Consider the following 22,135-nt stretch of genomic DNA (forward strand, 5'->3'; position numbering starts at 1 on the left):
TTCCTCAGCGCCAGAATCCGGCGTAAGAGGCAAACACCCCCTGAAGCTTGGCCAGGGCGCGATTGGCGGTGCCGGCACGCGGCAGATCGCCGGTGCTCAGGCGGTCGATGACCACCTCGACCGGGCAGGCCGCGCGGGTTTTGGGATCGAAATAGCGCGGGTAGTCAATCAAACTGGCATGCACCAGTCCCTCAAGCGTTGGCGACGCGCGCCGCCGCCGGCGGGGCGGCTCTCCGAGGTCGCGGGTCAGGCCCCAGCCCGCATAAAACGGCGCACCGGTGGTGGTGACGCGCACGCCGAGCAACAACGCCTCGAAGCCCAGAAGCGAGGTCATGGTCCAGACCTCCTGAACCTGCGCCAAAATCGCGGCCGGATCGGTGCCGCCCACGACCAGATCGGCAAGAGTGTCAAGCTGCTTGGGGGCAATGGCGCCGGGGCGCAGGCCCGCTTCGACATCGGGATGGGGTTTATAGAGGATTACCGCCTCGGGGTTCTTGTCGCGCACCAGTTTCAGCAGCGCCAGATTGGTGTTGATCGCCCCCGCGCCAAGCCGGATCGAGGCGTCATCCTCGACCTGACCAGGCACCAGAATGCGATGGCCGGGCGGAAGATCGGGCGCAGCCCCCCCGAGATTATACTTGCTCAGGCCAGCCCCCGTCAGGCGACGGATCAGACCTTCGGCGCGCAGCCGTTGATCCGGGCGCAGCGCGGCGCGCGCCGCGATCAGGCGCTCAAGGCGGCTCTCGCAGGTCGGATCGTAGTAAATTCCGAGATCGTCACAGACCAGCGACAGCGGCGGCACCAGATCGGCCCCAAGCCCGCGCGAGCGCAGAAAGCCATCCTCGACACGCACCGCGCCCTCGGGGCCGACCTCGGGCTTGGAGGCCCAGACTATCGCGGGGCGATCCGGCAGCCCCTCGGCGGAACTTGGGAATTGCACCCGGCGATACTTGCCGAAAAACCGCTGCAGCGGCGCGCGTTTCCAGAGCCGCATGCCATGCGCACTCCAGCCCTTGTGGTCCTCGCGCCAGGCGCGGCTTTGGGCTTCGAGCGTGCTGATCGCGGTGTCGAGATCACATAAGGCGTCGCGATAGGGGTCGTACCATTTGGGATAAAGCAGCATCACCCCGGCAAAAAGCTGCGCCCGCGTGAGGGTGCGCGCGCGCCGGTCAAGGCGGATCGGATGGCGATCGTCGCTCAGACCCCACCCGGCATAAAAGGGCTGGCCAAAGACCCGTGGGCGGTGGCCCGCGAAAATCGCCTCGAACCCGAGCTGCGAGGTGACGGTATAAACCGCAATCGCCCCCTCCAGCAGGGAAAACGGGCTTACCGGATCGCTGAACAGGGTGATGCGGTCGCTTTGATCGCTGGCGCTGAAATAGCCCGGGCGATGCCCGGCATCGGTTTCTGGATGGGTTTTGATCAGGATGCGCGCGCCGGGGTTATCCTCTTGGGCATAGTAGAGCATCTCGCGAAAGCTGTTGGCATCGGCCCCGCCACGGGTCACGCTGGCATCGCCGCGGGTCTGGTCGATCACCAGAACATAGCCCGGATCGGGGCAGGGATGGTTTGGGTCAAAGGCGTTGTATTTTGACAAATGGGCCTCGGCGAGGCGCGCGATGCCTGCGCGCGCGCAGTCCAACAGGGCGGTGTCATCCAGCGGATGCGTCTTGAGAATGTGTTCAAGATCAGAGGGTTGCGCGCTGTCGAATGCCGCACCGCGATGGTCGATCACAAGGCCGAGCGGCGGCTCGCCGTCGCGCCCCGGATGAACCGAGCGCAGGAAGGCATCCTCAACCCGGATCAGGCCCGCCCCGGTGCGCCGGGCCATGGCCTCGCCGCGATGCGCATAGGGGCTGTGGCCCCAGACCGCGATCAGGTCATCGGCGCCGGGCGTGCCAAGCGTCAGGTCATAGCCTGCAAGCGACAGGATGCGGGACACGCGGCGCTGGCGCAGAAATCCGGCGTTGTAATAGAAAACCCGCCGGGATGTGGTGGTCCCGGCGGGGTCAGATCTGCGGGCGGTGTCAGAGTCCACTGCCGCCAAGCGTATCGCCTGCGGTCGAGACCGAGCCGACGGCACCAAGCGTGCCGGTGAGGGCCGCGATGACCTTGGCCCATTGGGCGAAGGGGGCTTCTGTCACATAGATCGTATCATCGTCGCGGATCGCGAAATCACGCGCGACAAACATGCCGTTTGGCTTGGTCAGGTCAAGGACATAGATCATCCGCTGCGCGCCGACGAGATCGCCGCGCGCAAGCACCTGATTGGCAATGTCGGCCGGTTCGTTGCGCAGCACGAACACGCCGGTCGGATCGGCGGCGGTGGTGGTCAGGCCACCGACCTGCGCAATCGCCTCAATGGCGCTCAGGGTTTGGGTTTCAAAGGTCACGCGGGCCTGTGCGCCGGTTGCGCCAAGCGCGGTATAGGCGCGGGTATCAGCTTCGACCAGAATCCGGTCGCCACCGCGAAGCGCGATGTCAAACTGCGGGTATTTGTACAGATCCCGGAACCAGACCTTGCTGCGCTTGTCGCCCCGAATCACGGTGATCTGAGCCACTTCGGGTTCGATCGCGATACCGCCTGCCGAGGCAATCATGTTGGAGAGTGTGCGCGTCGGGCGTTCAATCGGATAGACACCCTGTCCGGTGATCGCCCCGCTCAGCGACACGGTCGAGCCGTTGCCCGCAAGACGGCGCACCTCGACCTGGGGGTCCGGGGTTTGCTCGTCAAGCTTGGTGGTGATGATGCGGCGGATGCCCTCGGGCGAGTTTCCCGCGGCGCGGATGCGGCCCGCATAGGGCACAAAAATAAAGCCCGAGCCGTCAACCTGTACCTCTTCCAGAATGGTCTGGCTTGAGGCCTCGCCGGCCAGAAGCCCGTCATCGACGTTCTCCCAGATCGTCAGGCCAAGCGTGTCGCCGGGGCTTATCGTATCAGACCCTAGCAGGCCTGCGTTCTTGAAATCATCGGTGAACCCAAGCGCTGGCTGCACCGCGGTGGCGCGGGTCACCCTGTCGTTCACGCTCACTACAAAGGCGTCGCCCTGTCGCTGAACCGAGCCTGAGTAGATCTCGCGCTTGCTGGGCCCGACACGTGGCAGGACGCCACAAGAGGCGACGATTGACACAATGGCCAAAGCTGCGACGGGCTTCGCCCATCGGAAATGTTGGGATTTCACTGCTCGGTCTCCTCGACCTGTTTTTGTTCTGCCTCAGTTTTTTTGTCAACCTACAGGAATCGTAAGTTAAAATCCAGCGTTACCGAGGTCAGAGGTCAGGGGACAATCCGCAACTGTTGCCTTGGGGCCGCGGTGCCGGATTCGAGCGCGTCATAGGGGTCTTCTGGTGCCAGCATCATATCGACCGCTTGACGCAGCAATTGGCGCCGCCCTTGCGCCGAGTAAAAACCGCCGGCAATCTGGCTGGTTTCAAGCAGATAGCGGCGATAATCGGTATAGGCGCGCCGGTCCGGGCGTTCGGCCCCGGCAAAGAAGTCGCGCAGCGGTTTGGTGCTCACAAACTCGGGTTTGGCATAGACTGCCTGTCCGAAAGTGCGCAGCGGAATGCCGCGCCAGAGCACCTGTTGCGCGGCCGTGGAATTGACGGTGACCGCGCTGCGCGCCTCATCCAGAAGTTGTGCAAGCTTGCCGCCGCGCACATAATGCACCCGCCCCTTTACCCCGTGCGCACGCACCAGACGGCGCAGCTCGGCGCGGATCGGGGCGCGGCCATCTTCAAGCGGATGCGCCTTGATCACCAGATGATGATGCGGCGGCGCCCCAAGGGCAAAGCCCTCGATCACGGTTTCCAGAAACTCGGTCATGCTTGAGAACGGCGAATGCGACTGAAAAGACGAGTCATGTTCAAGCTGTAGCAGGGCAAGGTGATAGGGAAAGCCGCCATGGCGGATGCGCCAGGTGGCGAGGCGGCGCTCGATCGCCTGAAGCGGCATCAGCAACAGACGCTTGATATAAAGGTGAAATTCCTCGCGCACGCTCAGCGCGCGATGCGGGCGGAAATTGCGATAGCGCCGGTTCGCGAGCAGGACAAAGCCGTGGTAAAGCGCGCCATAGAAGATATGCTGACGCATGTCGCCCCAGCTTGCCGGCGGCAGGGCGGTGTCCATATCCGAGGTTTCCAGCGCCGCGCGCATCTGCGGCACGCTCATTTCCATGAGCTTTGAGTTGCCATTGGTTCCGTCACGCTCGTAGGTGACCCAATAGGGCCGCATATAGCCCTCTTCATAGACATGCACCGTCAGCCCCGCGTCGCGCGCAATCGCCACGGCCTGTGCGTGAATGGGGCGGGTGTCGCCGTAAAGCACGATATCGGTGATGTTTTTGTTGGTCAAAATTTGGCGAAAGGCCTCGGGCCAGTCAAGCGCGCTGCCGGTATAGGGGATATAGGTCTTGGCGTCGCGCCAGAAGGCCTGATCGCCGGCGTTGAAACCGACACGCCAGACCTGCGCATTGGCCCGGCGCAGCATCTGCCCGAGTTTCTGAAAAAATGGCCCGTGCGGCCCCTGAAGAAACAGGAACGCGCGGTTTTGCCCGGTCAGACCTGTCATGGCCTTTGCTGTCCCTTTCCACTCGCCACGCCCCTCATAGCGCAGCATTTCGGCAAAAATAAGCCCTGCAATGCGCCCCTCGCTTGCCATGGGCGGGCGTCACCGCTAGGTCGAAGGCATAAGACTAGGGGAGACAGGTTAAATGTTTACTGGCATCGTCACGGATGTGGGCCGCATTCGGCAGGTTGAACAGCGCGGCGATCTGCGCGCGCGCATCACCACCAAGTATGACACGACCCGTGTCGATATTGGCGCCTCCATTGCCTGTGACGGGGTGTGTCTGACGGTGGTGGCGCTTGGCCCCGATTGGTTTGACGTGGATATCTCGGCCGAGACAGTCTCAAAGACCAACCTTTCGGCATGGGCCGAGGGGCGGCGCGTCAACCTTGAACGCGCCCTCAAGGTCGGGGATGAACTTGGCGGGCATATCGTGTCGGGTCATGTCGATGGTCTGGCCGAGGTGGTTGGCCTGCGCGACGAGGGCGACAGCACCCGCGTGACATTGCGCGCCCCCAAAGAGTTGGCACGCTTCATCGCCTCCAAGGGCTCGGTCGCGCTGAACGGCACGTCGCTGACGGTGAATGAGGTGTCGGGTTGCGATTTCGGCATCAACTTTATCCCCCACACCAAAGAGGTCACCACATGGGGCGATGTGGCGCCTGGGGATATGGTCAACCTCGAGATTGACACGCTGGCGCGCTATGTGGCGCGGCTGGCCGAGGTGGGATAACCGCCTAGTCGTTATCGCTAAGCCCTGCGCCGGCCCCGGCAAGGCGGCTTTGGGCCGTGTCGGGCGCATAGGTGCGATGGGCGAACTCTGTCAGGATCTGCGCGATCTCGGGCGTAATATCGCCGCGCGTCACAGGCGCGAGCGGCGTGCCGTCCCCGTCAGGGGCCGAGGTGATGCGCACACCTGCGGCGCTGTCACGGTCCAGCGCGCCGGGAATGGTCTGGTTGATGCATGTCTCAGCACCAAAGCTCACCGTGAGGCCCGGCCATTCCAGTGTCAGCGTGGTCTCGTTATCCTGCGCGGCGGCGGCCACATAAGGCAGCAACAAAAGCGGAAAGGATGTCTCGCCAAGCTCAAGCGCCTTGCCCTCTGCGATGTCTTTGGCGTGATCGCAAATCGCCGCGCCGCTGATCAACGGACAAAGCGCGCCGCCCTTGGCCGCCCATGTGCCGGTGTCGTCAAGCGGGCAGAGGGTCTCGTATTCCGCGCCGTCATTCTGGCGCAAGAGGCCCGCCAAGGCCTCGGCCCCCGGCAAGCCCGCCGCACAGAGCCAGCGGGTGGCCTTGCCGGCCTCTTCCGCCAGGCCCCAGCTTAGCCCCGCACCGCGCGCCGCCTTGCGCGACAGGCCTTCGATTTCGTTCAGTGACCAGGTCATGCGCGGCCCTCCAGATACGGGTAGGTCCAGTCATCGGCATTGCCGCCCGCCAATTCGCCGGGGAAAGGCGCGTGCTGAAACATGTTGATGCGCAGCCAGCGATCCGAGCGCGGATCGAAATGGCATGCCCCGAAGAACGACAGCTTGGCGCGCAGCATGTCGATGGGCAGAACGCTGGCGTCAATCGTGTTGTCGCGGATTTCGGCATAGGGAAGGCGCGCGGCGATCTGGGCGCGGCGCACCACGTGGCGATGCTCGGGGTGCTTGAGCAGGAAACCGGCCACCGGCCCCTTGGGGAAATCGGCCAGATCGGCAAACATGCGTGCGGCGTCGCGCCCCGGGCAAAGCGGTTGCTCATAGGGTTCGATCGGCTCGTCAAACCGCTCGCCAAGGCGCGGTTCAAGCTTTGCCTCGGAGGTGTACCAGACCCGTGCGGTTGCGTCCCGCCCGGCCCAGTCGATCTCAAGCGCCCAGCCATAGACGTCTTGGGTGATGGCGCGCAGATCGCTCACCTGCATCGCCCCGTCGATGCGCCATGTGGCACCCTCATCGGCGGCCATGCAACAGCTTAGCCCATCCACCAGATCGCCGTAGGGCTCCATCAAAAGCGAGGCCAAAAGCTCTTGCCCCTCGACGGCAAGCGCGGTTTCCCCCCAGAGCCAGAGGCGGTTCCAGGGCATGTCGCCTGTCAGGTCGGCCTCGGCCAGATGCGCAATCAGCGCCTCCATATCGGCGCGCAGGTCGTCCAGTTTCGCAATCTGGATCGGGTGCTCTGACTGCCAGCTTTGCGCATGCAGGCGCGCGCGCTTGGCAAAGTCGCAAAAGCTCTGCGCGGCTTCGGGGGTGGCCTCGGGCAGGGCGCGAATACGGGCCAAGGCCTCTTCGCGCGCCGCGATCCAGTTGTTGAGCAGCGCGGGATGGTTCAAAATGAACGGCGCCATGCCAAGCCCGGTTGAATTGCCAATGCCAAAGCGGCGGCGCAGCTTGGGCGCCAGCGGCACGGCGGTCTCGGGCGCGCGCAGGGCGGCCATATGCTCGACCAGATCCATCACAAAGGCGCGGGTCAGGAAAACCGACAGCATCTCGATCTGGAAGGGGGCCTGAAACTCATCCCGCTCAGCGGTGGTTTCGCGATCCGCAGCGCCAAACTTGCCCGAGCCATAAACGGCGGTGGTGCGCATGAGATAGCCGACATCGTCAATCCGGCCCTGATCGGGCTGTTGCCCGTGCGCAAGGCAATCGACCACATAATCCCAGAGCCGCACCGAGCGGTTGGCGCGGCTCAGCGATAGCTCGGTCTCGGTGATGCGCCCGGCCTCCTGGCGGGGCACGTTTTGGTACAGGCGCTCAAGATCGGCGCGGGTGGGGATGCCGTCAAACAGGGTAAATGTCGCGTCCCATTCCGTGGCAATCACCCGGTCCGAGCGTTTCTCGGGCGGCAGGTCATTGGCAAAGGCAATCAGCGAGTAGCTGCGATGCGGCCCGTGCGCGGTATAGACCGCGCGCCCGACGCCGCGCGCGTCGATGTCGAAAACACCGCGCTCGAATTGCCAGTTTTCGGCCTTGAGGCGGCGCAAAAGCACGCGCATGAAAGAAAGTCGGGATTGATGAAAAGACCCAAGCCGGGCCAGACGCATGACCACATTGGGGTCGCGGGGCGCGATGCGAATGCTGTCGGTCTGTTGCATTGGCCTGTCCTTTTCCGGTCTTGAATTTAAACGGGGCGGCCCCGGTAAAGGGCCGCCCTGAAATGTCAGCGCATCTCGCGGCCTTTTGCAAGGGTGATACGGATCGCATCCCAAAGCGAGGGCAAAAGCACAAGCGACACCGGCACGGCCGTGACCACGATAAAGCTTTGCAATTTGCCGACGCCGCCGGCCCCGGTATAGATCAGGATGATCGCCATGATTCCCATCGCTACGCCCCAGAACAGGCGCACGGGCAGGGCGGGCCTGTCCTCGTTCGACATGGCCACCGCGATCACATAGGTCATCGAATCGCCGGTCGTGGCCACGAAGATCGTGGTCAGGATCAGGAACAGAACCGACACGATAAAGCCCATCGGCAATTGCTGGGTGATCGCCAGAAGGGCGGCGGGCAGGTTGAAGCCCTCGAAGGCGGTCGAGACCGAGCCTTGATTGGCCAGCTCGTAGGCGATGCCGGAGCCGCCGACGATGGTGAACCAGAATGCGGTCACGACGGGGGCCACAATCGACAGCATGATCACGATAGAGCGGATCGAACGCCCCCGGCTGACGCGCGCGATGAACATCGCCATCAGCGGACCATAGCCAAGGAACCACCCCCAAAAGAACACCGTCCACCAGCCAAGCCAGCCCGGCTCGCCAAACACACCCGCCTCGCCACGATAAAGCGCCATCGGGAAGAAATCGGTCAGATAGGTGGCAAAGCCGCCGAAGAAGCTTTTGAAGATGAACATCGTCGGCCCGGCCACCAGCATGAACAGCAACAAGGCGGCGGCAAGGAGCACGTTCACCCGGCTCAGGATCTGGATACCCTTGGTCAGCCCCGACGCCGCAGAGGCGGTATAGAGCGCCACAAGCGCCAGGATCACCATCGCTTGGGTGACAAACCCGTCGGGAATGCCGAACAGCGCGTTCAGACCATAGCTGACCTGAAGTCCGAGAAAACCGATCGGCCCCACGGTGCCCGCCACCACGGCGATGATGCAGGAGGCATCGGCAATAAGGCCAATCGGCCCCTTGATCGCCGCATCGCCGAACACCGGGTACAGCAAGGTGCGCGGCGCCAGCGGAAGACCTTTTTCATAGTGGTAATGCATCAGCATGACCGTGGTCAGCGCGCCAAGGATCGCCCAGGCGAGAAAGCCCCAGTGCATGAAGCTTTGCGCAAGCGCGGGGTTTACGGCGGCGGCACTGGCGGCTTCGGCACCGAAATGCGGTGGTGACGACAGGAAATGCGCCATCGGCTCGCCTGCGGCCCAGAACACACCGCCCCCGGCCAGAAGCGTGCACATGATCATCGCGCCCCACTGGAACAGCGGAAATTCAGGCGCGGCAAGCCCGCCCATGATCGCGCGCCCACCGGGCAGAACCACAAGCACAAGCCCGATCAGGAAGGTGGCCAGCAACAAAAGCTGCCAATAGAGGCCGAAATACTTGGCCGACCAGGCAAAACCGGTGTCGACCATGCTTGACAACAGATCGAGGTCAAACAGGGCAATCACGCAGAACAGCGCGATAAAGCCGCCGGTTATGGCAAACAGAGGCTTGTTGATGTGATGCATCTGCCCTTTGGCTGCATCCGTGTGGGTGATGTCGGACATGTATTCCTCCGTAAGGGTTGTCCGTGGGGGGCGAGGATGCCCTAGTGATCCGGCGGCGCGTCTGCCGGGGTGAAGTTTTCGTCAAAGAACCGAAGCCAGTTGCCGCCCATCAGCGCGTCAACCTCGGTTGCGTCAAAGCCGGTGCGGGCAAGCCCTTCGCGGATATTGCCGAAATCGCGGTTGTCGCGGAACCACACGGGCTGGGGCGGGAAACCGGGGGCAGAGGCAGAGCCTTCGCCATAGTCGATTTCCTTGGTCCAGCGCCCGGTGCGCATCCACTCGACAATGCTGTCGGGCTGATCCTGGCAGAGGTCGCTGCCGATGCCGAAATGGGCGACGCCAAAGGTTTCCGCGGCGCGCGCGATCATCTCGCAAAAGCTGTCGACGGTGCAGTCGGATTTATCCTTGAGGTGATGGGGATAAAGCGAAAATCCCATCATGCCGCCGTTTTGCGTGACCGCGCGGATCACATCGTCGCGCTTGTTGCGCAGGGCCGGCTGCCAGCTATGAAGATTGGCATGGGTGATGGTAATCGGGCGGGTCGAGATATCGGCCGCCTCGATGGTCGAGCGGTCGGCGGAATGGCTCATATCGACCACAAGGCCGACGCGGTTCATTTCCTTGATCACCTGACGGCCCATGCGGGTGATGCCGGGGTCCTCGGCCTCGTAACACCCCGTCGCCAAAAGCGACTGGTTGTTATAGCTCAGCTGCATGAAACGCGCGCCAAGCCGGTGCAGGATCTCGACCAGACCGATATCATCCTCGATCGGGCTGGGGTTCTGAAAGCCAAAGAAGATCGCGGTGCGCCCGGTGTCCTTGGCGCGGCGCACGTCGTCGCCGGTGAACCCCTGAAAGATCAGCTCTGGAAAACGCTCGAACCAGCGGTTCCAGGCCTCAAAATTCAGCACGGTTTCGCGGAAATTCTCGTGATAGGAAATGGTGACATGCACCGCGTCCACACCGCCCGCGCGCATCTCGCGGAACACCTTTTCCGACCAGTTGGCGTATTGCAGCCCGTCGATCACCACGCTCATTTCGGCACACCTGCCGAGATATAGGCGGTCTTGACGGTGGTGTAGAATTCCGCCGCCGCGCGGCCCTGTTCGCGGGGGCCATAGGAACTGTCGCCGCGCCCGCCGAAGGGCACGTGGTAATCGGTGCCCGCCGTCGGCAGGTTGACGGTGACAACCCCGGTGCGCGCGTTGCGCCGGAAATGCGTGGCGCGCGCAAGGCTTTGCGTGACGATTCCAGAGGTCAGGCCGAAGTTGGTGTCGTTGACGACGGCGAGCGCCTCTTCATAGCCATCGACCTTGATCACCGAGGTGAGCGGCGCGAACATTTCCTCGCGGTTGATGCGCATGGCGTTGGTGGTGTTAACAAACACGCCGGGCGTCATGTAATAGCCCTCGGTGTCGCGGGTCACACGCGTGCCGCCACAGGCAAGCTCGGCACCCTCGGATTTGCCGAGATCGACATAGGCGAGGTTCTCGTTAAGCTGGGTTTCGCTGACCACCGGGCCAAGCTGTGTGCCTTCCTCAAAGGCGTGGCCGACCTTCATCGCCTCGGCCCCCGCCACAAGCTTTTCGACAAAGGCGTCGTGGATGCCCGCATGCACCACAAGGCGCGAGGAGGCGGTGCATTTTTGCCCTGTGCCGCCAAAGGCCCCGCCAAGCGCAAGGGTGACGGCCAGATCAAGATCGGCGTCTTCCATCACGGCAAGTGCGTTCTTGCTGCCCATTTCCATTTGCACCTTGGTCAGGTTCTGGATCGCGGCGGTTGCGATGCCCTTGCCCACGGGCACAGAGCCGGTGAAGGAAATCGCGTTCACTTTTGGGCTTTCGACCAGACGCTGGCCAATGCTGCCGCCCGCGCCCATCACAAGGTTGAACAGGCCCTTGGGGATATCCTGACGCGAGATGATCTCGGTCAGCGCATAGGCCGAGGCGGGGGTCATGTTGGCTGGCTTCCAGATCACCGCGTTGCCATAGCAAAGCGCCGGTGCGATCTTCCAGCTGGCGGTGGCGGTGGGAAAGTTCCAGGGGCTGATCACGGCGACGGTGCCGATGGGTTCGCGGCGCACATCCACCTCGACACCGGGGCGCACGGAATCGGCATTCTCGCCAAGCTGGCGCAGGCATTCGGCGGCGTAATAGGTAAAGAACTGACCGGCCCGAAACACCTCGCCCTTGCCCTCGGCCAAGGGCTTGCCCTCTTCGCGGCTCAGCAGGCGGCCCAGCTCTTCGGCGCGCGCCATCATCTCGTTGCCGATCGACATCAAGACGGCCTGCTTGCGCTCCATCCCGTAGGCGGCCCATTCGATCTGGGCGGCGCGGGCGGCGTCAAGCGCGTGCTCAAGCTGATCGGGATTGGCCTGCGCGTATAGCCCGATCAGGTCGCTGATATCGGACGGATTGCGGTTTTCGATCTCTGCGTCTCCGGCGACCCAGTCACCTGCGATGTAGTTGAGATATGTCTTGGCCATGGTTTGATCCCTTTCCTTGCGTCATGCATAAAAGGCCACAGATCAAACTTCAGAACAAACGTAAAATTGTTGAATTTAATTCAGCATAATTGAATTTCAGCCGCCATCGACCGAAATCTTCGCCTGCCGGATCGTGCGCGCCAGCACACGGGCGGCGGGGGTCAGCATTTTCTCGGGCTGTGTCACCATCCAGACCTCGCGCCGGGCGGTGCTGTCGGTGAGCGGCAAAAACGCGAGATCGGAGAATTCCGGCAGCACGGTCAGTTCCGGCAGAACGGTCACCCCGACGCCCGCGCGCACCAGGCTCAGGATCGAGGTGGTGTTGTGCACCATCAGCATCGAGTTGGCCAGAATCGGCGCGAAATCGGCGTCGGTGATATGCTGGCACAGGCCATTGGCGATGAAATTCTCACCCGCCAGATTGCCCCAGCCAAGGGTTTTCCATGCGCGCGTCAAAGGATCATCGGCGCGACAGACAAGGCCGAAGGCATCGGTAAAGACAAGGTGGCGGTCAAACCCCGGCATCGGCGGCAGGCTTGCCAGCCCGATATCGGCGCGCTCGGCGGTCAGCTCGCGCTGAACGCTGGCGGAATCGCTGTCGCTCATGTCGATGCGCACGCCGGGATGGGCGGTCATGTAGCTTTGCAGGATCGGCGGCATCACCGCCTGCGCGACTGAGGGCGTGACCGCAAGGCGCACATGGCCAAGCTCGGCGCGCGACAGCCCTTCGATGGCGGAAATGGTGCGGTCAAAATGCGCCAGCTCGCGGCTGGCCTCGATCTGTACCAGTTCGCCGAGGGGGGTAAGTCGCGATTTGCGCGCGGTCTCGAACAGCGGCGCGCCGATGTGATCTTCGAACTGCTTGAGCATCATCGACACCGCCGAGGGCGTGCGCCCAAGCGCGGTGGCGGCCTCGGCGAGGCTTCCGTGATCGGCGACGGTGCGAAAACAGCGCAGCATTTCGATTTTGATCGACAAATTCAGCCCTCCTGAAGATTCGCCCGCTTAAGTCGCGTGATCCTGAATAAGAGGGGCGCGCCCGTGCCGTCTATGGGGTTCGCGACCCTTGCCGCGCGGGACGCGACGGCGCGATCAGCCTTGGTGCGGGCGGTCGGGCACGCGGTCTTCGATCTTTTTGAACGCCAAGGCGATGATCCCGGCGATGATCATGTAAACCAGAGCCAGCAAAAGCAGCGGTTCATAAACAATGAAGGTGTCAGAGCGCACCCGGCTTGAGACCGAATAAATCTCGATCACCGTGATCGTCGCCACCAGAGGCGTCGCCTTGAGTTGCAGGATGGTTTCCCCGCCAAGCGTCGGCAGAACATTGCGGATGGCCTGCGGCAGCCATATCCGGCGGAACATGGTCAGGCGCGGCATGCCAAAGGCGCGCGCGGCCTCAAGCTGACCTTTGTTGACCGAGGCAAAGGCACCGCGCATCACCTCGCCCTCGTAACCTGCATAAGACAGGGTGAGCGCCAGCACCGCGTAGGGCCAGGCCTGTCGCAGATAGGGCCAGAGTTCAGAGCCGCGAATCCACGGGAATTGCGGGAAAAGCGAGCCGAGCCCGTAGTATAAAAGCCAGATTTGCAGCAAGAGCGGCGTGCCCCGGATCACCGTGCAGAATGCCTTTGCCGGGGCGGAAAGATACCATGGGCCCACGGCCTGCGCCAATCCAAGGGGCACCGCAAGGGCAAAGCCAAGCACGGTTGTGACGACCAAAATCCAGATCGTGCGCCATAGCCCTTCAAGCGCGAGCGGGGCGTATTCCGGCAGCCAGTCCCAGCGAAGCGAGAGCGCGCACCACAGGAACAGCCCGGCAAAAAGCGCCATCAGAAAGATCCGATGCGGTTGCATGAACGCGCGCCAGCCGGTCATTTCATGCCCCCCTTGAGCGAGTGTTGCCCGCGTCGCGCCCATTTCTCGATCCGCGCGAAAAGCGCGCCGGAAAACAGCGTGACGATCAGGTAAAGGGCGCCCGCGGCAAGGAAAAACGTGAAATAGGCGCGGGTGCTGCCGGCCGCCTGTCGGGTTTCAAGGGTCAGCTCGCTAAAGCCGACGATGGCCAAAAGCGCGGTATCCTTGGTGGCGATCAGCCACAGATTGGCCAGCCCAGGCGTGGCAAAGCTCATCATCGCGGGGATCGTCACCCGCCGCAGCGTCATCAGCGGCGGCATGCCAAAGGCGCGCGCGGCCTCAAGTTGACCGGGCGGGATCGCCTGAATGGCGCCGCGTAAGACCTCGGTCGAATAGGCGCCCTGCACCACGCCAAGCACCCAGATGCCGGCCACGACGCCGCTGATCTCGACCCGGCCATAGCCCATGGCGACAGAGGCCTGATTGATCAGGTCGCTGCCCACGTAATAAAGGATCAGGATCAGCACGAGTTCGGGCACCGCGCGGATCACAGTGGTGTAGATCGCCAGCAGATCGCGCAGGATCGGGCCGCCGTAAAGCTTGCCATAGGCCCCGAACAGCCCGATCACCAAGCCAAAGCCAAAGGCCCCAAGCGCAATCTGCAAAGAGTTGGCCAGCCCGCGCAACAGGTTGCCGCCCCAGCCCGGAGGCGAGAGCGACAAAAGTTGCACGGACTGGCTTAGCCCGAGGGTATCGAGCAGGCTTTCCAAACCGGCTTAGTAGATGCTGGCTTTGAAGTAGCGCGAGGTGATCGCGGCATGGGTGCCGTCGGCCAGAATGGTGGCGATGCCCTTGTTGAGCGCCGCGCGCAGATCGCTATCGCCCTTGCGCACACCGGCGCCAACACCCTGACCAAGGATCGCCGGATCATCGGCGACGGTGCCCTTGACCTCGCAACAGGCCCCGGTATCGGTCGAGACGAAATCGGCCATGGCGATGCTATCGGCCTGCGTGGCGTCAATCCGGCCCGCAACCAGATCCTGATTGGCCTCGTCCTGGGTCTGATAGATGCGGATTTCGGCGGCATCGGTGAAATATTGCTGGGCATAGGCCTGATGGATGGTCGAGGCCTGAACGCCGAGTATCTTGCCCTTGAGGCCCTCGGGCGTGGCATCGAGATCAAGCGCCTTGTCGCCGACGACCACGGTGGGCGTGTTGTAGTAAGCCTCGGAAAAGTCGATGGTTTTCATGCGCTCTTCGGTGATCGACATGGACGCCATGATCGCGTCGATCTGCCCGCCGGTCAGCGAGGGGATGATGCCATCCCAGGCCACCGGCGTCAGCACGCAATCCAGCGCGGCGGCGGCGCAAACGGCGTCGATCACTTCAACCTCCCAGCCGATCCAGGTGCCCGAGGCATCAACCGAGGCAAAGGGCGGATAGGGTTCGGCGGCAATACCGATCTTGACCTCTTCGGCCAAGGTGGCGGTGGCGGCAACCGCACCAAGGGCGGCGGCGGCAAGGATGGTTTTCAATGTCATGGTCGTTCTCCCGTGTTGGTTATGGTTCTTGGGTCGTGTCCCGCGCCCGTTTCTTTAGCCGACGGTTTGCAGGAATTGCTTTAGACGCGCCGATTTGGGCGCGCCGAAAAGTTGGTCGGGGGGGCCTTGTTCCTCGATCTGGCCCTCAAAGAGATAGACCACGTGATTGGCCACCTCGCGGGCGAATTTCATCTCGTGGGTGACAAGCAGCATGGTGCGCCCCTCGGCGGCCAGATCGCGGATCACGGTCAGAACCTCGCCGACAAGTTCCGGGTCAAGCGCGCTTGTGGGCTCGTCAAACAGCATCACGCTTGGGTCAACTGCCAAAGCCCGTGCAATCGCCGCGCGCTGTTGCTGACCCCCCGATAGAAAGGCGGGAAAGGTATCGGCCTTATCCGCCAGCCCGACCCGGTCAAGCAACACGCGTGCACGCGCGATCGCCTCGGCGCGCGGGGTCTTGAGGACATAGACCGGCACCTCGATCACGTTTTCCAAAAGGGTGCGGTGGGTCCAGAGGTTAAAGGCCTGAAACACCATGCCAAGGCGGGTGCGAATGCGCTCGATCTGGCGGCGGTCGGCAGGGCTTCCGTCGGCGCGCATGGCGATTTCCTCGCCCGCGACGACAATCTTGCCAGAGCTTGGCGTTTCCAGAAAGTTGATACAGCGCAGCATCGTCGATTTGCCCGACCCAGAGCCGCCGATGATCGCCACCACATCGCCCTTGCGCGCGCTAAGCGACACGCCCTTGAGCACTTCGAGCGCGCCAAAGGATTTATGCAGGTTCTCGACGACAATCGCCATGTCCGCCGGGGCGGGGGCCTTGGACTGTCGGGCTTGGGCGGTCACGGGGTTGCACTCTCCGATGGGCACGCTTTTCAGCTTGTAGTAAGGCCGATGAAGGTTAATTATGCAAGCGTATAATTACGCGCACCGCAGGATGGGGATGACCGTGCAAGGGGACCGCCGAAAATTCAGGCGCGAGGGGGCCGATCAGCGCAAAGAGGCGCTGGTGCGCGCCACGCTCGGGTTGATCGCCGAAGAGGGCGTGCGCGGCGCCACCGTGCGTGCCATCGCCGAGCGCGCCGAGGTCACGCAAGGCCTGATCCGGCACTATTTTTCCACCAAGGAAGATCTGGTGTTGGCGGCCTATACCCAACACATGGATGCGCTCACCGAGCAGACCTTTGCCAAGGCGGAGGGGGCCACGCCAAGGGCGCGGTTGGCGGCACTGGTCGTGGCCTCGGTCACGCCGCCGGTGGCGGATGCGGCATCGGTCGCGCTTTGGGCGGGGTTTTTGACGCAGGTGCGTCAGGATGCGCGCATGCAGGAGGTTCACGCGCGCAGCTATCACGGTTTTCGCGACCGGCTTGAGGCGCTGATTGCCGAGGTTCTGGCGCAAGACGGGCGCGCCGCCGATTCGCGCGACTGCCGCCCGCTTGCGATTGCCTGCAATGCGGTGATTGACGGGCTCTGGCTTGAGGGCGGCGCGCTTGCCGACGCGTTTGAGGAGGGAGAGCTTGCGGCGATTGCGGTGCAATCGGTTGGCGCGATCCTTGGGATGAACTTGACAGGAACAGAGGCGCAGGAATGAGATTTTCATCTATAACAGACCGGCTTGCCGGGCTTGGCGGCGCCAAGTGGGAGGTGCATTCGCGTGCCAAGGCCCTCGCGCGTGAGGGCCGCGATGTCATTCAGCTTACGATTGGCGAGCCGGATGTGCCGACGCCCGACGCCCTCAAGGACGCGGCCTATGCGGGCATGCGCGCCGGGCGAACGGGGTATTCGGACGGGCGCGGCGAGCCGGGTCTGCGCCGCGCCTTGGCCGAGCGCTATAGTGTGACGCGGGGCCGGGCGTTTCACCCCGATCAGGTGATGTGCTTTCCCGGCACGCAAACCGCGCTTTACGCCGTGCTGATGGCCGTGGCCGAGGCCGGATCAGAGGTGCTTGTGGGCGATCCGATGTACGCCACCTATGAGGGCGTCATTCGCGCAAGCGGGGCCGATATGGTGCCGGTTCCCCTGCGCCCGGAAAACGGATTTCGCATGGCGGCGACGGATGTGGAGCGCGCCATAACCCCCAGAACCCGCGCGATTTTGCTGACCACGCCGCATAACCCGACCGGCGCGATCCTGCGCCCCGAGGATATCGCGGCGATCGGGCGGCTGGCGATCAAACACGATCTCTGGATCATCTCGGACGAGGTCTATGAGGAGCTTGTCTTCGAGGGCGCGACCTTTGTTTCACCCCTGGCACAGGCCGATCTGGCGGGGCGGGTCGTGGCGGTCTCGTCGATTTCAAAATCCCACGCCGCGCCGGGGTTCAGAAGCGGCTGGTGCGTCGGCTCGCTCGACTTTACCTCCGCGCTGTTGTCGCTGTCGGAAACCATGCTGTTCGGCAATCAGCCCTTCATCGCCGATATGACAGAGGCGGCGGTGCGCGCGGGCTCTGACGTGGCGCCGGGGATGCGGGCGCGCTTTGCGGCGCGCGCCGATCTTCTGGCGCGCCGACTTGGGGCCGAAACCGGGCTTTACGTTCACCGCCCCGAGGCGGGGATGTTCGCGATGATCAACACCCAGAGCACCGGCATGAGCGGGCACGATTATGCGCTTGATCTGCTTGAGAAAACAGGCGTTGCGGTGATGCCGGGCACATCCTTTGGCGAGACATTGAACGATTGGGTGCGCGTCGCGCTCACGGTCGAGGATGCGCCGTTTGGCGAAGCGATTGACCGGATCGTGGCGCATGCGCGCGCCACCTCTGGCACCTAGAAAGGACAGGACATGACCAGCCCCAGTTTTGAATTCCGCCGCGCGATCACCCGCAAGCCGGGCGCAAGTATCATCGACGGGCTGCGCGCGGAGGATATCGGCAGGCCCGATCTTGAGCAGATGCTGCGGGATCACGCCGCCTATGTGGCCGCGCTCAGGAGCACCGGCGCCGAGGTGGTCGAGCTTCCGGCGTTAGAGGCGTTTCCCGATGCGGTGTTTGTCGAGGATACAGCACTTTGCCTTCCGCAGGGCGCGGTGTTGATGCGCCCCGGCGCGCCAAGCCGTCTGGGCGAGGTGGCAGAGATGGCCCCGGCACTGGCGGCATTTTACGGCGACACCCTGCGCGAGATTGCGGCGCCGGGTTGTATCGAGGGCGGCGATATCCTTGTCACCGGGCGCGAGGTTCTGGTCGGGCTGTCGGCGCGCACCAACCCGGAGGGCGTGGCGCAACTGGCCGAAATCGTCGGTGACGGGGGTCACACTCTGCGCCGGGTCGACACGCCCGAGGGGGTCTTGCACTTCAAGACCGATTGCGGCTTGCTGGATGGTGAGACCATCCTGGCCACCGGGCGGCTTGCGGCCTCAAGCTGCTTTGACGGCTATAAGGTGTTGCTTGTGCCCGAGGGCGAAGAGGCGGCAGCCAATTGCATCCGCTTCAACGGGGTGGTTATCATGGCGGCTGGCTTTGTGCGCACCGCCGAGATGCTGGATCGCGCCGGGTTCGAAGTGGTGCAGATCAACAATTCGGAATGCGCCAAGCTTGATGGCGGCATGTCCTGCCTGTCCTTGCGGTTTTAAGCAGCTACCTGGCGCAAATCCGATTGTAAGCGCGGCTCGCTTTTGCCAATGATTTCCCCATCGGCTTGGGGCCACAGAATACATTATATAAGGAGCGCCACAGATGAGCGTGCAATGGACACCAGAGGCAGAGCGCGGCACGCCTTATTGGTGGGCAGCACTGGACGCGCCGGAACCGGGGCAGGAGTTGCCTGATACCTGCGATCTTCTGGTGATCGGCGCGGGCTATGCCGGGCTTTCGGCGGCCCTTGCGGCGCAGGAGTGTGGCGCGCGGGTGGTCGTGGTGGATGCAGGCGAGCCCGGACAGGGCGCCTCGACGCGCAATGGCGGCATGTTTGGCGCGCATCCCCGGTTGGGCTGGTCAGAGTTGGCGCGCAAATTCGGCGCCGAAGTGGCCGATGCGCTTTTTGCCGAGGCCAAGCCTGCGCTTGACTGGGCCAAGGCCCTGATCGCGGACAACGGGATTGACTGCGACCTGCAACAGACCGGGCGGATTCAGTTGGCCTGGACGCCTCGGCACTTCGCCAATCAGCGCAGGCTGGCGCAAACCGTCGCCGGGAAATCCGAGGTCGAGGCGCGTATCGTCGAGCGCGCCGACCTGGGGCAGGAGATTGCTACCGGGCATTACTTTGGCGGTCTTCTGTTTCCCGAACATTGCGCCATTCACCCGGCCAAGTTTCATCAGGGGCTTTTGCGGGCCGTGCGTGCGCGGGGCATTCCGGTGGTGAGCCATGCGCCGGTGACCGCGCTTGAGGCGGCAGGCACAGAGCATCTTGCCCATACGCCCAAGGGCCGGATTTGCGCCGCCAAGGTGGTTCTGGCGACCAATGGCTACACGACGAAGGCCTTTCGCTGGCATATGGCGCGGGTGTTTCCACTGCCGAGTTACCTTATAGCGACCGAGGAATTGCCCGCCAACCTGATCGGTCACATCGCGCCGGGGCGCCGGATGATGGTCGAGACCCGCGCGCGCCACAGCTATTTCCGGATTTCGCCCGATGGCAAGCGCGTGCTGTTTGGCGGGCGCGCCTCGATGAAGGTGCTTGATGAGGTGAGCGCCGGCGCGCGGCTTTACGAGACCATGACCGGAATCTGGCCCGAGCTGCGCGGCACGCGCCTCACTCACAGTTGGCTTGGCTTCACCGGCTATTCGTTTTCGCACATGCCCTATGTGGGCCATGACCGGGGCGTGCATTATGCCATGGGCTTTTCCGGCTCGGGCACGGTGATGGCGCCCTGGCTTGGGGCCAAGGCCGCCTATCAGGCGATGGGGGATGTGCGCGGGCAGACCGCCTATAGCGCGACACCGCTGCGGCCAAGCTGGCTCCATCCAGCGCAAAAGCCGCATTTCCTTGCGGCGGCGGATATGTGGTATCGGCAAGTTGTCGATCGAAAAGAAAACTGGCAGGCGCGAAAGGAAAATTGAAATGAGCGTTTTTGACGAAGATCTGTTTTTGCAGGGGCTGGAACAGCGCAAGGCGACGCTGGGGGCCGAGTATGTGGAAAAGAACCTGGCGGCGGCCGATGATTTTACCCGCCCCTTTCAGGAGGCGATGACCGCCTGGTGCTGGGGCTTTGGCTGGGGTGACGAGGTGATTCCCGCCAAGACCCGGTCGATGATGAACCTCGCGATGCTGGGCGCGCTTGGAAAGATGCACGAATGGGAAATCCATTGCCGCGGCGCGATCAACAACGGCGTCACCCCCGAGGAAATCCGCGCCATCATCCATGTGGTCGGGATATACTGTGGTGTACCTCAGGCGCTTGAATGCTTTCGCGCGGCCAGGAAGGTGCTCGCCGAACAGGGCAAGTGAGTCGGGCTTGCGGCCCGTTTTCCCGGCCCCGGTATAGCTTGGGGCGGACCATCGACACCAAGAGGCGCGCAAGTGCCACAACCGATAGGGGCTTGAGGCGGAAATGCCCCAAGCCCTTGTTTTAAGGGCCTAAGCCCGACATTGGGGGGCTGTTGCGCCCGACTTTCCCCCGTGGTGGTTCAAGGGGTGTGTGATTTAAACGTCACAGCACGGGCAACAAGCGCAGCGGGGCCGGGGGTTACGTTGACAGTCGGGGGGTGTTTGCCGCATTCCATGCTTCAAGCCGCGTCCAATGACTGGTGCGGCGGATCTTAAAAACCTGCTATTGAGGAGGGTCACCCTTGAAAAAGCAACTTCTTTGCACCAGCGCGATCGCACTTGGCTGCGCCATCGCTGCACCCGCATCTGCCCAGGAATGGGACATGGATTGGGGTGGTTTCTTTAACACCCACGTCGCATACACTGACGTAGGCGGCAGCGGCGTTCTGCCCACACAGGATTTCGACGGCGTAAACGTCTTCGTAAACCGCGAAATTCACTTCACTCCCTCGGTTACGCTCGACAACGGCCTGACCTTCGGTGTGAACGTCCAGATGGAAGCTGACAACAGCAGCGCGCCGTCTTCGGACATCGACGAAACCTACATGACCATCTCCAGCGACACGATGGGTAAAATCATTCTCGGCAACGAGAACTCGGCTGGTTACCTGTCGATGGGTTCGGTTTACACACCTGGCGTTGGTTCGCTTGGTATCAACTCGGGTTCGATCTCGGGCTTCATGCCGCTGACCGGTTCTGCTTACACCTTCCGTTCGGCCGCTGGTTCGTCGCTGACCGAAGTTGGCAGCAACAACGACGTTCCGCGCATCACCTACTTCACACCGTCGTTCAACGGTCTGACCGTTGGCGTTTCGTACGCTCCGAATGGCGATTTCGCCACCGGCAACGCACGTAACAACGGCGCCGTGGATCACGATGCTGCTGGTGGACTGCGTGACATCTTCGACATCGGCGCAAGCTACAAGCAGTCGTTCAATGGTGTTGATCTCGCTCTGGCCGGTCGTTACGGCACAGGCGAGCGTCAGGCACAGCCTGCCGTTGCTGCTGTTCCCGCAGTTCCTGGTAACGCCGGTACTGCTGCTATCGCAGCTGCACCCGGTGGTGATCCCGAAACATGGGGCATCGGCGCTACAGTTGGCATGAGCGGCTTCACCGTTGGTGCAACCTATGCCGAAAACGACTCTGACGTTGCTGGCGGCGCAGGCGATCAAGAAGGTTGGAGCCTTGGCGCAACCTACGACATCCCTGGTCCGTGGACAGTTGGTCTTGACACCTACCAGGGTGAATTCAAGAACGGCGCCGGTGTCTCGAAAGACGAGTACGAAGCCTACAAACTCGGCGCATCGCGCAGCCTGGGTGCCGGCGTAAGCTGGGATGTCTATGCCATCTATGCAGAAACCACCAACGGTTCTGTCGGTGGTCTTACAGACACCAAAATCGACGCGACCATCATTGGTACCGCAATTAACCTGAGCTTCTAATCCGGTTAATCTAAAAATAGGCGGCGGGGGGTGACTTTTCCCCCCGCCGTTTTTATTTGTCTGACTGT

At 62.9% G+C, this 22,135-nt stretch carries 20 protein-coding genes; 7 read left to right on the forward strand and 13 right to left on the reverse strand.

What is annotated here, in order from left to right; all coding sequences use genetic code 11:
• Window positions 1–4: 4 nt before the first annotated feature.
• The 3 genes from BUB78_RS04185 to BUB78_RS04195 form a co-directional block, all read right to left on the reverse strand.
• Window positions 5–2,038 carry a capsular polysaccharide biosynthesis protein gene (locus BUB78_RS04185; RefSeq protein ID WP_073195352.1) on the reverse strand — a complete coding sequence of 678 codons (2,034 nt, stop codon included), beginning with the start codon at window positions 2,036–2,038 and terminating at the stop codon, window positions 5–7.
• Window positions 2,028–3,182, reverse strand: a complete 1,155-nt coding sequence (locus tag BUB78_RS04190) for a polysaccharide biosynthesis/export family protein (protein WP_245813351.1) — start codon at window positions 3,180–3,182, stop codon at window positions 2,028–2,030. The genes BUB78_RS04185 and BUB78_RS04190 overlap by 11 nt, the downstream gene beginning before the upstream one ends.
• Before the next feature lie 95 nt (window positions 3,183–3,277).
• The gene (locus tag BUB78_RS04195) at window positions 3,278–4,570 is read right to left on the reverse strand and encodes a capsule biosynthesis protein (protein WP_073195735.1); all 1,293 of its coding nucleotides are present in this window, start codon (window positions 4,568–4,570) and stop codon (window positions 3,278–3,280) included.
• A gap of 142 nt (window positions 4,571–4,712) precedes the next feature.
• Between BUB78_RS04195 and BUB78_RS04200 the strand changes: the two genes are divergently transcribed.
• Window positions 4,713–5,300 (forward strand): riboflavin synthase, encoded by a 588-nt coding sequence (locus BUB78_RS04200; RefSeq protein ID WP_073195355.1) that lies wholly within the window; start codon window positions 4,713–4,715, stop codon window positions 5,298–5,300.
• A 4-nt stretch (window positions 5,301–5,304) separates the two neighbouring features.
• On the opposite strand, the gene BUB78_RS04205 is transcribed toward BUB78_RS04200, so the two are convergent.
• The 10 genes from BUB78_RS04205 to BUB78_RS04250 form a co-directional block, all read right to left on the reverse strand.
• Window positions 5,305–5,955, reverse strand: coding sequence for a DUF3726 domain-containing protein (locus BUB78_RS04205; RefSeq protein ID WP_073195357.1), 651 nt, complete (start codon window positions 5,953–5,955; stop codon window positions 5,305–5,307).
• Window positions 5,952–7,643, reverse strand: a complete 1,692-nt coding sequence (locus BUB78_RS04210; RefSeq protein ID WP_073195359.1) for a hypothetical protein — start codon at window positions 7,641–7,643, stop codon at window positions 5,952–5,954. Before BUB78_RS04210 ends, BUB78_RS04205 begins: the two co-directional genes overlap by 4 nt.
• 65 nt (window positions 7,644–7,708) lie before the next feature.
• The gene (locus BUB78_RS04215) at window positions 7,709–9,262 is read right to left on the reverse strand and encodes a BCCT family transporter (protein ID WP_073195361.1); all 1,554 of its coding nucleotides are present in this window, start codon (window positions 9,260–9,262) and stop codon (window positions 7,709–7,711) included.
• A gap of 41 nt (window positions 9,263–9,303) precedes the next feature.
• Window positions 9,304–10,299, reverse strand: a complete 996-nt coding sequence (locus BUB78_RS04220) for a membrane dipeptidase (protein WP_073195363.1) — start codon at window positions 10,297–10,299, stop codon at window positions 9,304–9,306.
• Window positions 10,296–11,747, reverse strand: coding sequence for an aldehyde dehydrogenase family protein (locus tag BUB78_RS04225; protein ID WP_073195366.1), 1,452 nt, complete (start codon window positions 11,745–11,747; stop codon window positions 10,296–10,298). The genes BUB78_RS04220 and BUB78_RS04225 overlap by 4 nt, the downstream gene beginning before the upstream one ends.
• 96 nt (window positions 11,748–11,843) lie before the next feature.
• Entirely contained in the window at window positions 11,844–12,725 is an 882-nt protein-coding gene (locus tag BUB78_RS04230; RefSeq protein WP_073195367.1) for a LysR family transcriptional regulator, read from the reverse strand.
• A gap of 114 nt (window positions 12,726–12,839) precedes the next feature.
• Window positions 12,840–13,625 (reverse strand): ABC transporter permease, encoded by a 786-nt coding sequence (locus BUB78_RS04235; protein WP_073195369.1) that lies wholly within the window; start codon window positions 13,623–13,625, stop codon window positions 12,840–12,842.
• Window positions 13,622–14,374 (reverse strand): ABC transporter permease, encoded by a 753-nt coding sequence (locus tag BUB78_RS04240; protein WP_073195371.1) that lies wholly within the window; start codon window positions 14,372–14,374, stop codon window positions 13,622–13,624. Before BUB78_RS04240 ends, BUB78_RS04235 begins: the two co-directional genes overlap by 4 nt.
• 6 nt (window positions 14,375–14,380) lie before the next feature.
• Complete coding sequence (locus BUB78_RS04245) at window positions 14,381–15,145, reverse strand: transporter substrate-binding domain-containing protein (protein WP_073195373.1); 765 nt, start codon at window positions 15,143–15,145, stop codon at window positions 14,381–14,383.
• Window positions 15,146–15,199: 54 nt separating this feature from the next.
• A complete protein-coding gene (locus BUB78_RS04250) occupies window positions 15,200–15,946 on the reverse strand; it encodes an ABC transporter ATP-binding protein (RefSeq protein WP_073195374.1) in 747 nt (248 codons plus the stop codon).
• Between the two features lie 136 nt (window positions 15,947–16,082).
• Here BUB78_RS04250 and BUB78_RS04255 point away from each other — a divergent pair, with 136 nt between their 5' ends.
• The 6 genes from BUB78_RS04255 (at window position 16,083) to BUB78_RS04280 (ending at window position 22,067) form a co-directional block, all read left to right on the forward strand.
• Window positions 16,083–16,736, forward strand: coding sequence for a TetR/AcrR family transcriptional regulator (locus BUB78_RS04255; protein ID WP_073195375.1), 654 nt, complete (start codon window positions 16,083–16,085; stop codon window positions 16,734–16,736).
• Window positions 16,733–17,914 (forward strand): pyridoxal phosphate-dependent aminotransferase, encoded by a 1,182-nt coding sequence (locus BUB78_RS04260; protein WP_073195376.1) that lies wholly within the window; start codon window positions 16,733–16,735, stop codon window positions 17,912–17,914. The genes BUB78_RS04255 and BUB78_RS04260 overlap by 4 nt, the downstream gene beginning before the upstream one ends.
• A 12-nt stretch (window positions 17,915–17,926) precedes the next feature.
• The gene (locus tag BUB78_RS04265; protein ID WP_073195377.1) at window positions 17,927–18,712 is read left to right on the forward strand and encodes a dimethylarginine dimethylaminohydrolase family protein; all 786 of its coding nucleotides are present in this window, start codon (window positions 17,927–17,929) and stop codon (window positions 18,710–18,712) included.
• 103 nt (window positions 18,713–18,815) lie between these two features.
• Complete coding sequence (locus BUB78_RS04270) at window positions 18,816–20,138, forward strand: NAD(P)/FAD-dependent oxidoreductase (protein WP_073195378.1); 1,323 nt, start codon at window positions 18,816–18,818, stop codon at window positions 20,136–20,138.
• Window position 20,139: 1 nt separating this feature from the next.
• A complete protein-coding gene (locus tag BUB78_RS04275) occupies window positions 20,140–20,526 on the forward strand; it encodes a carboxymuconolactone decarboxylase family protein (RefSeq protein WP_073195379.1) in 387 nt (128 codons plus the stop codon).
• Between the two features lie 341 nt (window positions 20,527–20,867).
• Window positions 20,868–22,067, forward strand: coding sequence for a porin (locus tag BUB78_RS04280; protein WP_073195381.1), 1,200 nt, complete (start codon window positions 20,868–20,870; stop codon window positions 22,065–22,067).
• The last annotated feature ends 68 nt before the right edge of the window (window positions 22,068–22,135 follow it).

The organism is Roseovarius marisflavi, assembly GCF_900142625.1.
Taxonomy (GTDB): Bacteria; Pseudomonadota; Alphaproteobacteria; order Rhodobacterales; family Rhodobacteraceae; genus Roseovarius; species Roseovarius marisflavi.